This window comes from Ideonella sp. WA131b, from assembly GCA_023657425.1.
GTDB lineage: Bacteria > Pseudomonadota > Gammaproteobacteria > Burkholderiales > Burkholderiaceae_C > Rubrivivax.
The window spans coordinates 1306401-1318994 of record JAGTJW010000001.1 but is presented as its reverse complement, the minus strand read 5'-3'; the positions used below and the strand labels follow the sequence as shown (position 1 = coordinate 1318994).

Annotated in this window: 13 protein-coding genes and 2 pseudogenes; 11 read left to right on the top strand and 4 right to left on the bottom strand. The window is 68.0% G+C overall.

Annotated features, from left to right (window positions below; translation table 11 throughout):
- Nucleotides 1-13 precede the first annotated feature (13 nt).
- The 8 genes from atpB to KA711_06060 all read left to right on the top strand — a co-directional run bounded on the left by atpB (nucleotide 14) and on the right by KA711_06060 (nucleotide 7577).
- Complete coding sequence (gene atpB / locus KA711_06095; GenBank protein ID MCM0608556.1) at nucleotides 14-871, top strand: F0F1 ATP synthase subunit A; 858 nt, start codon at nucleotides 14-16, stop codon at nucleotides 869-871.
- Between the two features lie 96 nt (nucleotides 872-967).
- The gene (gene atpE / locus KA711_06090) at nucleotides 968-1231 is read left to right on the top strand and encodes a F0F1 ATP synthase subunit C (GenBank protein MCM0608555.1); all 264 of its coding nucleotides are present in this window, start codon (nucleotides 968-970) and stop codon (nucleotides 1229-1231) included.
- 116 nt (nucleotides 1232-1347) lie between these two features.
- On the top strand, nucleotides 1348-1818 hold the full coding sequence (locus KA711_06085; protein ID MCM0608554.1) for a F0F1 ATP synthase subunit B: 471 nt from the start codon (nucleotides 1348-1350) through the stop codon (nucleotides 1816-1818).
- Between the two features lie 8 nt (nucleotides 1819-1826).
- Nucleotides 1827-2366: a F0F1 ATP synthase subunit delta gene (locus KA711_06080; protein ID MCM0608553.1), complete on the top strand. Its 540-nt coding sequence runs from the start codon at nucleotides 1827-1829 to the stop codon at nucleotides 2364-2366.
- A 26-nt stretch (nucleotides 2367-2392) separates the two neighbouring features.
- On the top strand, nucleotides 2393-3946 hold the full coding sequence (gene atpA / locus KA711_06075) for a F0F1 ATP synthase subunit alpha (protein MCM0608552.1): 1554 nt from the start codon (nucleotides 2393-2395) through the stop codon (nucleotides 3944-3946).
- Between the two features lie 27 nt (nucleotides 3947-3973).
- Entirely contained in the window at nucleotides 3974-4858 is an 885-nt protein-coding gene (gene atpG, locus KA711_06070) for a F0F1 ATP synthase subunit gamma (protein MCM0608551.1), read from the top strand.
- 50 nt (nucleotides 4859-4908) lie between these two features.
- On the top strand, nucleotides 4909-6309 hold the full coding sequence (atpD, locus tag KA711_06065; protein ID MCM0608550.1) for a F0F1 ATP synthase subunit beta: 1401 nt from the start codon (nucleotides 4909-4911) through the stop codon (nucleotides 6307-6309).
- Nucleotides 6310-7145: 836 nt separating this feature from the next.
- Nucleotides 7146-7577: a F0F1 ATP synthase subunit epsilon gene (locus KA711_06060; GenBank protein ID MCM0608549.1), complete on the top strand. Its 432-nt coding sequence runs from the start codon at nucleotides 7146-7148 to the stop codon at nucleotides 7575-7577.
- Nucleotides 7578-7600: 23 nt separating this feature from the next.
- On the opposite strand, the pseudogene KA711_06055 reads toward KA711_06060, so the two are convergent.
- Nucleotides 7601-8061 (bottom strand): annotated as a pseudogene (locus KA711_06055) (sensor histidine kinase).
- Nucleotides 8009-8296: pseudogene (locus KA711_06050) on the bottom strand (transposase). The pseudogenes KA711_06055 and KA711_06050 overlap by 53 nt, the downstream one beginning before the upstream one ends.
- 176 nt (nucleotides 8297-8472) lie before the next feature.
- Here KA711_06050 and KA711_06045 point away from each other — a divergent pair.
- Nucleotides 8473-8724, top strand: coding sequence for a hypothetical protein (locus tag KA711_06045; protein MCM0608548.1), 252 nt, complete (start codon nucleotides 8473-8475; stop codon nucleotides 8722-8724).
- 143 nt (nucleotides 8725-8867) lie between these two features.
- Nucleotides 8868-9623: a polyphosphate kinase 2 gene (gene ppk2, locus KA711_06040; GenBank protein MCM0608547.1), complete on the top strand. Its 756-nt coding sequence runs from the start codon at nucleotides 8868-8870 to the stop codon at nucleotides 9621-9623.
- Nucleotides 9624-9641: 18 nt separating this feature from the next.
- On the opposite strand, the gene KA711_06035 is transcribed toward ppk2, so the two are convergent.
- Nucleotides 9642-10499, bottom strand: coding sequence for a 23S rRNA (adenine(2030)-N(6))-methyltransferase RlmJ (locus KA711_06035; GenBank protein MCM0608546.1), 858 nt, complete (start codon nucleotides 10497-10499; stop codon nucleotides 9642-9644).
- Between the two features lie 92 nt (nucleotides 10500-10591).
- Between KA711_06035 and KA711_06030 the strand changes: the two genes are divergently transcribed.
- The gene (locus KA711_06030) at nucleotides 10592-11704 is read left to right on the top strand and encodes an alkene reductase (GenBank protein ID MCM0608545.1); all 1113 of its coding nucleotides are present in this window, start codon (nucleotides 10592-10594) and stop codon (nucleotides 11702-11704) included.
- A gap of 31 nt (nucleotides 11705-11735) precedes the next feature.
- Here the strand turns inward: KA711_06030 and KA711_06025 are convergent, their stop codons facing one another.
- Entirely contained in the window at nucleotides 11736-12329 is a 594-nt protein-coding gene (locus KA711_06025) for an MOSC domain-containing protein (GenBank protein MCM0608544.1), read from the bottom strand.
- Between the last annotated feature and the right edge of the window lie 265 nt (nucleotides 12330-12594).

Genomic DNA, 12594 nt, shown 5'->3' with positions numbered 1-12594 from the left:
GACTCGTCACGTCATGTCAGCGCCAGGCCAGGAACTCACCGCGGGCGAGTACATCCGCCACCACCTCGGGCATCTGCAGACCGGCAAGCAGAGCGCGGTCGCCGACTTCACCGTGCTCAACCTGGATTCGGCGTTCTGGTCGCTGCTGCTGGGCGTGTTGGGCTGCTTCATCCTTTGGCGTGCCGCCAAGAGCGCCACGGCCGGCGTGCCGGGCCGCTTCCAGGCGGCGGTGGAGATCCTCGTCGAGATGGTCGAGAGCCAGGCCAAGGGGATCGTGCACAACGCCCAAAGCCGCAAGCTCGTGGCCCCGCTGGCCCTGACGGTGTTCGTCTGGATCTTCCTGATGAACGCGATGGACCTGCTGCCTGTCGACCTGCTCCCGTACGTCTGGGACCACATGGGTCTGCACGCGGTGTTTGGCGCCAAGGACTACATGCGGGTCGTGCCCACCGCCGACCTGTCGGTGACGATGGGGCTGGCGATGGGGGTGCTGATCGTCTGCCTCTTCTACAACATGAAGATCAAGGGCATCGGCGGCTGGGCCCACGAGCTGGTCACGGCCCCGTTCGGCGCTCACCCGCTGCTGTGGCCGGTGAACCTGGTGATGCAGATCATCGAATTCTTCGCCAAGACGCTGAGCCACGGCATGCGGCTGTTCGGCAACATGTACGCCGGCGAACTGATCTTCTTCCTGATCGCGCTCATGGGCGGGGCCTTCACGCTGTCGGCCACCGGCATCTTTCTGGGCATAGGCCACATCGTCGCCGGCACGGTGTGGGCCATCTTCCACATCATGATCATCACTCTGCAGGCGTTCGTGTTCATGATGCTCACGCTGGTCTACGTCGGCCAGGCCCACGACGCCCACTGACCCCTCGGCCGCGCCGAAGCCCGGTCTTCAGCACGGCCTCGTTTCGATCGCATCCGCTTCTTCTCCAAACCAACCTTCCTACTCACGGAGCACAACATGGAAGTCATCAGCTTTACCGCCATCGCCGTCGGTCTGATCATCGGTCTCGGTGCCGTCGGCGCCTGCATCGGCATCGGCATCATGGGCAGCAAGTACCTCGAAGCCGCGGCGCGCCAGCCCGAACTGATGGGCGAGCTGCAGACCAAGATGTTCCTGCTGGCCGGCCTGATCGACGCGGCCTTCATCATCGGCACCGGTATCGCGCTGTGGTTTGCCACCGCCAACCCGTTCCTGGGCCAGATCGCCAACCTGCCGAAGTAATGTCGCCCACCCCCGGAGCGGCTTCGCCGCTCCCCCTCAAGGGGGCAACGCCAGGGGCCCGGCGGAGCCGGTTCCGCGGCGTTCGCTTGGGAAGTTAATTGCGACCGAGGCATGCCATGAGCATCAACGCCACACTTTTCTTCCAGCTGATCGTCTTTGCGATCCTGGTCTGGTTCACGATGCGCTACATCTGGCCGCCGATCACGGCGGCGCTGGACGAGCGCGCGAAGAAGATCGCCGAAGGCCTGTCGGCCGCCGACAAGGCCAAGGCCGACCTCGCCGCTGCCAACTCGCGTGTCGAGCAGCAACTGGCTGCCGCGCGCACCGACGCGGCCAAGCGCCTGGCCGACGCCGAGCACCTGGCTCAGCAGATGGTCGAAGAGGCCAAGGGCCGCGCGTCGGAAGAGGCCGCGAAGATCATCGCCGCCGCCCGCGCCGAGGCCGAGCAGGAGTCGGTGAAGGCCCGCGAGACGCTGCGCGACCAGGTCGCCGGGCTGGCCGTCAAGGGTGCCGAAGCCATCCTCAAGCGCGAGGTCAACGCCGGCGTGCACGCCGAGCTGCTGTCGCGCCTGAAGACCGAGCTCTGAGGCGAACCATGGCCGAGATCGCCACCCTCGCCAGGCCTTACGCCGAGGCCTTGTTCAAGGCCGCTGGCGCGGACGCCGCGGCCCTGAAGAGCCAGGTCACCGACCTGGCCGCACTGGCCGCCGACCCGCTGCTGAAGCAGTTCGCCGACAACCCCAAGGTGTCGACGGACCAGGTCTTCGACGTGATCGCCGGCATCGCGCTGCAGCAAGGCCTGTCCTTGCATGCCAAGGCCGGCAACCTGCTGCGTGCGGTGCTTGAAAACGGCCGGCTGTCGGTGCTGCCCGAGATCGCGGCGCAGTTCTCGACCCTCGTCAACGCCCAGGGCGGCGTGTCCGATGCGCTCGTCGAAAGCGCCTTCCCGATCGACGCCGGGCAACTGCCCGACGTGCTCGCCACGCTGGAAAAGCGCTTTGGTCGCCGCCTGAATGCGCGCGTCGAAGTGCTGCCCGAGCTGATCGGCGGCATCCGCGTCACCGTGGGCGACGAAGTGCTGGACACCTCGGTCAAGGCCCGTCTCGAACAGATGAAGCTTTCGCTCGCCAGCTGAGCCGAGCGAAGCAATAGGAGCACCCCATGAACCTGAATCCCGCTGAAATCTCCGAGCTGATCAAGAGCCGCATCGAGGGCCTTTCGGCCCAGGCGGACATCAAGAACCAGGGTACGGTGGTGTCCGTCACCGACGGCATCGTGCGCGTGCATGGCCTGTCCGACGTGATGGCGGGCGAAATGCTCGAGTTCCCGCCCACCGCCAGCGGCCAGGCCACCTACGGCCTGGCGCTGAACCTCGAGCGCGACTCGGTCGGCGCGGTGATCCTGGGCGAGTACGAGCACATCTCCGAAGGCGACACCGTCAAGTGCACCGGCAACATCCTGTCGGTGCCGGTGGGTCCGGAGCTCATCGGCCGCGTCGTCAACGCGCTCGGCCAGCCGATCGACGGCAAGGGCCCGATCAACGCCAAGATGACGGACGTGATCGAGAAGGTCGCCCCGGGCGTGATCGCGCGCAAGAGCGTGGACCAGCCGGTGCAGACGGGTCTCAAGTCGATCGACTCGATGGTGCCCGTGGGCCGTGGCCAGCGCGAGCTGATCATCGGCGACCGCCAGACCGGCAAGACGGCCGTGGCGATCGACACGATCATCAACCAGAAGGGTCAGAACATGACCTGCGTCTACGTCGCCATCGGCCAGAAGGCGTCGTCGATCAAGAACGTGGTGCGCAGCCTGGAGCAGGCCGGCGCGATGGAGTACACCATCGTCGTGGCCGCCAGCGCCTCGGAATCGGCCGCGATGCAGTACGTGTCGGCCTACTCGGGCTGCACGATGGGCGAGTACTTCCGCGACCGCGGCCAGGACGCGCTGATCATCTATGACGACCTGTCCAAGCAGGCCGTTGCGTACCGCCAGGTTTCGCTGCTGCTGCGCCGCCCGCCGGGCCGCGAAGCCTACCCCGGCGACGTGTTCTATCTCCACTCGCGCCTGCTGGAGCGTGCCGCGCGCGTGAACGCCGACTACGTCGAGGCCTTCACCAAGGGCGAGGTCAAGGGCAAGACCGGTTCGCTGACGGCGCTGCCGATCATCGAGACGCAAGCCGGCGACGTGTCGGCCTTCGTGCCGACCAACGTGATCTCGATCACCGACGGCCAGATCTTCCTGGAAACCAGCCTGTTCAACGCCGGCATCCGCCCCGCCATCAACGCCGGTATCTCGGTGTCGCGCGTGGGTGGTGCCGCCCAGACCAAGCTGATCAAGAGCCTGTCCGGCGGCATCCGTACCGACCTGGCGCAGTACCGTGAACTGGCCGCCTTCGCGCAGTTCGCATCCGACCTGGACGCCGCCACCCGCAAGCAGCTTGACCGCGGCGCCCGCGTGACCGAACTGCTCAAGCAGGCGCAGTACAGCCCGCTGCCCATCAGCCTGATGGCCGCCACGCTGTACGCGGTGAACAAGGGCTACGTGGACGACATCGACACCAAGAAGGTGCTCGCTTTCGAACATGGCCTGCACCAGCACCTGAAGAGCAGCCACGCCGCCCTGTTGGCCAAGCTCGAAAACGACAAGGCCATGGACAAGGCCGCCGAAGAAGAGCTCGCCGGCGCCATCGCGTCGTTCAAGAAGTCGTTCGTCTAAACGCCGGCGCAGCGAAGGAGCAAGACCATGGCGGTCGGCAAAGAGATACGCGGCAAGATCAAGTCGGTGGAGAACACCAAGAAGATCACCAAGGCCATGGAAATGGTCGCCGCCAGCAAGATGCGCAAGGCGCAGGAGCGCATGCGCTCGGCGCGGCCCTATGCCGACAAGATCCGCAACATCACGGCGCACCTCTCGGAAGCCAACCCCGAGTACAAGAGCGCGTACCTGCGGTCCACCGACAAGCCCAAGGCCGTGGGCTTCATCGTCGTCACCACCGACAAGGGCCTGTGCGGCGGCCTCAACACCAACGTGTTGCGCGCGGTGACGAACAAGATGAAGGAAGTGCAGTCCGCCGGCTGCACCATCCACACGGTGGCCATCGGCAACAAGGGCTTTGGCTTCCTCAACCGCATCGGCGCCACCGTGGTGAGCCACGCCACGCAGCTGGGCGACGCGCCGCAGCTCGATAAGCTCATCGGCCCGGTGAAGGTGATGCTCGACGCCTTCGTCGAGGGCAAGCTCGACGCCGTGTACCTGTGCTACACGAAGTTCATCAACACGATGAAGCAGGAGCCGCTGGTCGAGCCGCTGCTGCCGCTGGCCGCCGCGCGCCTGGAGCAGAGTGCCGCCGAGAAGACGCAGTACGGCTGGGACTACATCTACGAGCCCGACGCGCCCACCGTCATCGACGACCTGCTCACGCGCTACATCGAGGCCCTGGTCTACCAGGCCGTCGCGGAGAACATGGCCAGCGAGCAGAGCGCGCGCATGGTGGCCATGAAGGCCGCCACCGACAACGCCGGCACGCTGATCGGTGAGCTCAAGCTCATCTACAACAAAACGCGCCAGGCCGCGATCACCAAGGAACTCTCCGAGATCGTCAGCGGCGCGGCCGCCATCTCGGGCTGACGTTCCCTGGCTGACGCCCACCCCCGATTTCGATTTAGAAGGACACAACAATGTCGCAAGGAAAGATCGTCCAGTGCATCGGCGCCGTGGTCGACGTCGAGTTCCCCCGCAATCAGATGCCGCACATCTACGACGCGCTCAAGACCGAAGGTGGCGCGCTCACGCTCGAGGTGCAGCAGCAGCTCGGCGACGGCATCGTGCGCACCATTGCGCTCGGTTCGTCCGACGGCATCAAGCGCGGCCTCGTCGTCATGAACACCGGCGCGCCGATCACGGTGCCGGTGGGCAAGGCCACGCTCGGCCGCATCATGGACGTGCTGGGCAGCCCGATCGACGAGCGCGGCCCCGTGAGCCAGGAGCTCACCGCCTCCATCCACCGCAAGGCCCCGGCCTATGACGAGCTGAGCCCGTCGCAGGAGTTGCTCGAAACCGGCATCAAGGTGATCGACCTGATCTGCCCGTTCGCCAAGGGCGGCAAGGTGGGCCTGTTCGGCGGCGCCGGCGTCGGCAAGACCGTGAACATGATGGAGCTCATCAACAACATCGCCAAGGCGCACTCGGGCCTGTCGGTGTTTGCCGGCGTGGGTGAGCGCACCCGCGAGGGCAACGACTTCTATCACGAGATGTCGGACTCCAAGGTCGTGGTGCAGGACAACCTGCCGGAGTCGAAAGTGGCCATGGTCTACGGCCAGATGAACGAGCCGCCGGGCAACCGCCTGCGCGTGGCGCTCACCGGCCTGACGATCGCCGAGTCGTTCCGCGACGAGGGCCGTGACGTGCTGTTCTTCGTCGACAACATCTACCGCTACACGCTGGCCGGCACGGAAGTGTCCGCGCTGCTGGGCCGCATGCCGTCGGCCGTGGGCTACCAGCCGACGCTGGCCGAGGAAATGGGCCGCCTGCAGGAGCGCATCACCTCCACCAAGGTGGGCTCGATCACCTCGATCCAGGCCGTGTACGTGCCCGCCGACGACCTGACCGACCCGTCGCCCGCCACCACCTTCGCCCACCTCGACGCCACCGTGGTGCTGAGCCGCGACATCGCCTCGCTGGGCATCTACCCCGCCGTGGACCCGCTGGACAGCACCAGCCGCCAAATCGACCCCAACGTGGTCGGCGAAGAGCACTACGCCACCACGCGCGCCGTGCAGGCCACGCTGCAGCGCTACAAGGAACTGCGCGACATCATCGCCATCCTGGGCATGGACGAACTCAGCCCCGAAGACAAGCTGGCCGTGGCGCGCGCGCGCAAGATCCAGCGTTTCCTGAGCCAGCCTTTCCACGTGGCCGAGGTGTTTACCGGCGCCCCGGGCAAGTACGTGCCGCTGAAGGAAACCATCCGCGGCTTCAAGATGATCGTGGCCGGCGAGTGCGACCACCTGCCCGAGCAGGCGTTCTACATGGTTGGCACCATCGACGAAGCCTTCGAGAAGGCCAAGAAAATCAACTGAACACCAGCCGTTCGGGCTGAGCTTGTTGAAGCCCGTTTCACCACAGGCGCTTCGACAGGCTCAGCGCGAACGGAGTAGGCTGAACACCAGCCGTTCGGGCTGAGCTTGTCGAAGCCCGGTTCACCACGGGCGCTTCGACAGGCTCAGCGCGAACGGAGTAGGCTGAACATCAGCCGTTCGGGCTGAGCTTGTCGAAGCCCGGTTCACCACAGGCGCTTCGACAGGCTCAGCGCGAACGGAGTAAGCTGAACACCAGCCGTTCGGGCTGAGCTTGTTGAAGCCCGTTTCACCACAGGCGCTTCGACAGGCTCAGCGCGAACGGAGTAGGCTGAACATCAGCCGTTCGGGCTGAGCTTGTCGAAGCCCGGTTCACCACAGGCGCTTCGACAGGCTCAGCGCGAACGGAGTAAGCTGGACACCAGCCGTTCGGGCTGAGCTTGTCGAAGCCCGGTTCACCACAGGCGCTTCGACAGGCTCAGCGCGAACGGAGTAAGCTGAACATCAGCCGTTCGGGCTGAGCTTGTCGAAGCCCGGTTCACCACAGGCGCTTCGACAGGCTCAGCGCGAACGGAGTAAGCTGAACATCAGCCGTTCGGGCTGAGCTTGTCGAAGCCCGGTTCACCACAGGCGCTTCGACAGGCTCAGCGCGAACGGAGTAAGCTGAACACCAGCCGTTCGGGCTGAGCTTGTCGAAGCCCGATTCACCACGGGCGCTTCGACAGGCTCAGCGCGAACGGAGTAGGCTGAACATCAGCCGTTCGGGCTGAGCTTGTCGAAGCCCGGTTCACCACAGGCGCTTCGACAGGCTCAGCGCGAACGGAGTAAGCGGAGACCCCATGGCTACTACCCTGCACGTGGACGTGGTCAGCGCTGAAGAGAGCATCTTCAGCGGCGAGGCCAGGTTCGTCGCCCTTCCGGGCGAAAACGGCGAGCTCGGCATCCTGCCGCGCCACACGCCGCTGATCACGCGCATCCGGCCCGGAGCCGTGCGCATCCAGCGCGCCCAGCCTGACAAAGACGGCAGCGAAGAAGAGTTCGTGTTCGTGGCCGGTGGCATCCTCGAGGTGCAGCCGGGTGTGGTGACGGTGCTCGCCGACACGGCCATCCGCGGCCACGACCTCGACGAAGCCAAGGCCACCGAGGCCAAGAAGCTGGCCGAAGAGGCGATGAAGAACGCCAAGAGCGACATCGATCTGGCAGCGGCGCAGGGCGAGTTCGCCGCCATGGCCGCGCAGCTGGCGGCCATCCAGAAGCTGCGCAAGAAGTAGGGTCGCTCAGCGCCAGCCCCGATGCCGCCGGCGCGGTTGCGTGCGCTGATCTGGCCGCCGTGGGCCTGCACCAGAGTGCGGCTGATGGCCAGGCCCAGGCCCGTGCCGCCCGAGCCGTCCTTGGTGCGGCTGCTCTGCACGAAGGCCTCGAAGATGGCCTCTTGCTCGCCGTCGGGAATGCCCGGACCGCGGTCGGCCACCGGCAGCCGCAGGTCGCCGCGCTATGGCCAGAGGCGTGGATGTCACCGAACATGGTCGCCAGCCGCGCCTGTTCGCCGGCTCGTCGCAGGCCCAGCTCCGAAAAGCCGATGATCGACTGCAGCGGGGTGCGCAACGCATGGCTGATGTTGTTGAGGCATGTGGGATGCCTGCCCGGCGCGCACCACCGAGCATCGAACAGCGATGACCTGAGGGCAGGCGTCGCACAAGCCTCGGGGGAGGAAAGCCAGCACGGCCCTGGGTCCTGCGAACGGTCGCTTGGCATACACCACCCACGCGACCTTGCGCAGCGGCGTGAGCCAGGCCTTGAACGCCCGGGTGTCGGCCAGGCCGGCTTGCTCGCCGAAGAACCTCAGCTTGCCGTCCTGTTGCAGCCGCTGGAGTTCCTTCAGGAAGCACCGTCTGAGCAGGCGCAACAGCACGCGCACCGGCGGGAAAAACGCCGGTCTGCACGCGACCCAGGTTTTGCCATCGGGTGCCAGTTCGCCACCGGGCACGACGAAGAAGAACTTCAGGCCCGTGAGTGTGGCGTTGAGCATGCGATGACGCAGCGGGGTACCCGCTCGGTGGGTCGTGTCCATGGTTGCTGCTCCGTCGATGAACGAGGCGGATCGCCTCGCTCGTCAACGTCGCAGAACTGGGACTGCAACGCACTGACGTCAAGGCCGGCGCCCAGGTGACCCTGCTGAACGCGGACCTGGTGGAGCAGAGCTCAGCCGCCGCCGAGAGTCTGCGGGAGCAGGCCCGCCAGCTGCTTGAGGCGGTGTCGGTCTTCCCGTGCGGCGACGCCGGACAGGAAACCCCAGCCAGGCTGGCACAGCAGGCGCTCGCGCGGGCGGCCGGCACGGCGCGGCCCGCGCACCGGACGGCGCCCGAGGCCGCCAGGCGCCCCGAGCCCGCCGCCCGGTCGGGGTGGAAGGCCATCTGACGAGGCGCCGCCGCCGCCTCCTTGACGAGGATCAGGCCCAGCACCCAGACTGCACCGTCCCCACCCCCCCAAGGGCAGCCAGGATGGGCAAGAACCACTCCAAGCACAAAGGCCGCGCCGCCAGCCCGGACGACCCACGTCCGATGGGCAAGGCCGAGTACCTCGAAGGCCTGGCGCCCCTGGAGCTGGAGCTCGACACCCTGGCGCGCTGGCTGCAGCACACGGGCCGGCGCCTGGTGGTGCTGATCGAGGGCCGCGACACCGCCGGCAAGGGCGGCGTCATCAGCGCCATCAGCCACCCGCTGAACCCGCGCATGTGCCGCGTGGTGGCCCTGCCCAAGCCCAACGACCGCGAGCGCACGCAGTGGGTCTTCCAGCGCTATGTGTCGCACCTGCCCGGCGCCGGCGAGATCGTGCTGTTCGACCGCAGCTGGTACAACCGGGCCGGCGTCGAGGCCGTCATGGGCTACTGCACACCCGAGCAGACCGCAGCCTTCCTGAAGCAGGCGCCGGTTTTCGAGAAGATGCTCGTCGACGAGGGCATCCTGCTGTTCAAGTACTGGCTCACCGTTGACCAGGCCTTGCAGGAGCAGCGCTTTGCCGAGCGCCTGGCCGACCCGCTCAAGCGCTGGAAGCTCAGCCCCGTGGACCTGGAGGCGCGCAGCCGCTACGCCGCCTACACCGAGGCCCGCCACCGCATGCTGGAGGCCACACACACCAGCCACGCGCCGTGGACGCTGGTGAATTTCAACGACCAGCGGCGCGGGCGCCTGGCACTGATCCGCCACCTCATCGACGCGCTGCCCGAGCACAACGTGCCGTCGGCGCCGATCGTGTTCACGCCACTGGCCGGCGCGCCGCTGAAAGAGCGCTTCAAGGGCCCGCTGAAGCCGATCTGAGCCGCCAGGCCCAGGAGCTCAGGCGCTCGCCGACTTTTCCAGCGCGCTCTTCGCGTCGTCGACCTGCGCCAGCACCTGGGCCAGCCAGGGCAGCACCGGCTGCAGGGTCGAGAACAGCGAGTGCGGCGGATTGGCCACGAAGACGCTGCTGCCCAGCATGCCGAAGCCGCGCGCCTGCGGTGGCGCCACGGTCAGCCGGGCGTGGATCCATCCCTTCTTGGCGCCGGCATCGGCCGCGGCCTTCAGGCGCTGCGGCAGCTGCGCCGCCTCGAGCAGCTGCAGCTGCGGCAGCCAGACGATGACGATGGTCTCGGGCATGCGCTGCAGCGCCTCGCGCACGGCAGCCAAGGTGCGCGCGTAGTCGGTCTTCAGCTCGTAGGGCGGGTCGATCAGCAGCACCGCACGCCGCGTGGCGTGGGGCAGCTGGCCCTTGATGGCACCGAAGCCATCGCCCAGATGCACCTGCACGCCGGGCTCGTCGCCGAGGTAGGAGTGCAGGATCTTGTGCTCGGTGGGGTGCAGCTCGTACAGGCGCAGCTGGTCCTGCCCGCGCTGGCAGGCCCGCGCCAGCGCGGGCGAGCCGGGGTACTGCCGCAGGCCCCTGCCGTCGTTGAAGGCCTGCACCTGCCGCACCAGCGCCGCCACCGGCTCCGGCAGGTCGTCGCGGCCCACCAGGCGGCCGATGCCGTCGGCAAACTCGGCCTTCTTCTGCGCGTAAGCGCCTTCGAGCGAATAGCCGCCGGCCCCGGCGTGGGTGTCGATGCAGCGCCAGCCGGCCGGCTTGGTGTTGAGGTACTCCAGCACGGCCAGCAGCACCACGTGCTTGAGCACGTCGGCGTGGTTGCCGGCATGGAACGCGTGGCGGTAGGCAAGCATGGGGGCGGACTGTGCCACGGCCGGCGGCGGGGCCCGGCGGCGCCATTCCCACTGCCGGCAACGATTCGCGCGCCGCGCCAGACTCTCGCCCCATGCGCACACCCTCCCTGTTCGACCCCATCCGCCTCGGCGACATCCCGCTGGCCACCCGCATTGCGATGGCGCCGCTCACCCGCAACCGCTCGCCGGGCCAGGTGCCCACGCCCCTGGTGGCCGAGTACTACGCGCAGCGCGCCGACCCCGCCACCGGCGCCGGCCTGCTCATCACCGAGGCCACGCCCGTGAGCCCGATGGGCCACGGCTACATCGACACGCCCGGCATCCACAGCGACGAGCAGGTCCGCGCCTGGCGGCAGGTGACCGACGCCGTGCACGCCCGCGGTGGCCGCATCGTCTGCCAGCTTTGGCACGTGGGCCGCATCTCGCACAGCAGCCTGCTGCCCGGGGGCGCCGCGCCCGTCAGCAGCACCGCAGTGGCCAGTGGCAGCCGCACGCTCGTCGACGCCGGGATGGCGCCGTGCTCGACGCCGCGCGCGCTGACCACCGACGAGGTGCCGCAGGCGGTGGACGAGTTCCGCCGCGCCGCGGTGCTGGCGATGGAGGCCGGCTTCGACGGCGTGCAGGTGCACGGCGCCAACGGCTACCTGATCGACCAGTTCCTGCGCGACACCATCAACGACCGCCAGGACCGCTACGGCGGCCCGATCGACAACCGCATCCGCTTCCTCGTGGAGGTGATGCAGGCCGTGGCCGGCGCGATTGGCGGCGGGCGCACGGGGCTGCGCCTCTCGCCCGTCACGCCGTCCAACGGCGCCAGCGCCGACAGCGACCCGCTGGCCCTGTTCACCGCGGCCCTGCAGGCGCTGGCGCCGCTGGACCTGGCCTTCGTCGAGGTGGTGGAAGGCGCCACCGGTGGCACGCGCGACGTGCCCGTCCACGGCCAGCCCTTCGACTACACCGCGCTGCGCCGCGCCTTCGCGGGCCCCTGGATGGTGAACAACGGCTACACGCGCGAGATGGCGCTCGCGGCCGTGGCCTCGGGGCAGGCCGATCTGGTGAGCTTCGGCCGGCCCTTCATCGCCAACCCCGACCTCGGCCGCCGGCTGCGCGAGAATGCGCCCTGGAACGAGCCCGACCGCAGCACCTTCTACCGCGGCGGCGCGCCGGGCTACACCGACTACCCGACCTTGCCTGCCGCGGCCTGACCCGGCCCGGCGGGCGCTGGCAAGGACCGCTTCAGCCGCGCCCCATGCGGGCACGGAACAGCTCGCGCAGGTTCACCTCGCGCGGGCCCGGCTGCAGCCGCAGCACGTCGCCCGCGGCCACGCTGCCCGGGTGCAGCACGGCGAGGTAGGTGCCGCAGTAGCCGCTGTCCACCATCAGCCGGCCGGCCTGCGCGAAGCCCATCGCGGCCTCGAACTTGAAGCAGGGCGTGCGCGGCTCGCTGACGACGAAGGTGGCGTCGGGGCCGGCGAGGCGGTCGCCGATCCAGAGATCGGGCTCGCGCAGGCCGGCCAGCAGCAGGTTCTCGCCGAACAGACCCGGCGGCACGGGTTCGTCCCACAGCGCCTGGCGGGCCTGCGCGCGCACCGTCTGCCAGAAGGCCAGGTGGGCCTGCGGATAGGCGTACACCGCCTTGGCCAGGCCACCATGGCGCGCGAGGTCGGCCTGCTCGTCGCCGGCCAGGCCCAGCGGGCCCACGGCCACACGGCCGGCCAGCGGCTGCTTGGCGATGGCGGTGGCCACCCGGCGGCCCGCGATGACCACCGGCCGCGTCCGGCCGACGCAGACGTGGACGATGGTGGCGGTGGCCGGTGCGATGGCGCTCATGGCGAGTTCCAAACAGTCCTTAACGCCCTTACTGCATGAATCAACGACTTACGCTCGCGGAGTTCGGTGATTTTTGAACCATCACTTCGCTCAGGGCTGAACTGCCCAGGATTTTCTACGCTGAATGCTGAACTCTGTTGGAGGTTTGCTGCTGCAGTCTGAGCCAGTGCTCTCTACCCAGCGCGGTCCAGCCACGGCACCGGGGTCAGAGGCCCCAAGGGTCTACAGAGCAGCGATTCAAGTGGCATGTCCGTCGGCTGGGTGT

What these genes read in the sequence shown, in the direction of transcription:
- atpB (MCM0608556.1), top strand. Translation starts at nt 14, where the DNA reads ATGTCAGCGCCAGGCCAGGAACTCACCGCGGGCGAGTACATCCGCCAC.
- atpE (MCM0608555.1), top strand. Translation starts at nt 968, where the DNA reads ATGGAAGTCATCAGCTTTACCGCCATCGCCGTCGGTCTGATCATCGGT.
- KA711_06085 (MCM0608554.1), top strand. Translation starts at nt 1,348, where the DNA reads ATGAGCATCAACGCCACACTTTTCTTCCAGCTGATCGTCTTTGCGATC.
- KA711_06080 (MCM0608553.1), top strand. Translation starts at nt 1,827, where the DNA reads ATGGCCGAGATCGCCACCCTCGCCAGGCCTTACGCCGAGGCCTTGTTC.
- atpA (MCM0608552.1), top strand. Translation starts at nt 2,393, where the DNA reads ATGAACCTGAATCCCGCTGAAATCTCCGAGCTGATCAAGAGCCGCATC.
- atpG (MCM0608551.1), top strand. Translation starts at nt 3,974, where the DNA reads ATGGCGGTCGGCAAAGAGATACGCGGCAAGATCAAGTCGGTGGAGAAC.
- atpD (MCM0608550.1), top strand. Translation starts at nt 4,909, where the DNA reads ATGTCGCAAGGAAAGATCGTCCAGTGCATCGGCGCCGTGGTCGACGTC.
- KA711_06060 (MCM0608549.1), top strand. Translation starts at nt 7,146, where the DNA reads ATGGCTACTACCCTGCACGTGGACGTGGTCAGCGCTGAAGAGAGCATC.
- ppk2 (MCM0608547.1), top strand. Translation starts at nt 8,868, where the DNA reads ATGGGCAAGGCCGAGTACCTCGAAGGCCTGGCGCCCCTGGAGCTGGAG.
- KA711_06035 (MCM0608546.1), bottom strand. Translation starts at nt 10,499, where the DNA reads ATGCTTGCCTACCGCCACGCGTTCCATGCCGGCAACCACGCCGACGTG.
- KA711_06030 (MCM0608545.1), top strand. Translation starts at nt 10,592, where the DNA reads ATGCGCACACCCTCCCTGTTCGACCCCATCCGCCTCGGCGACATCCCG.
- KA711_06025 (MCM0608544.1), bottom strand. Translation starts at nt 12,329, where the DNA reads ATGAGCGCCATCGCACCGGCCACCGCCACCATCGTCCACGTCTGCGTC.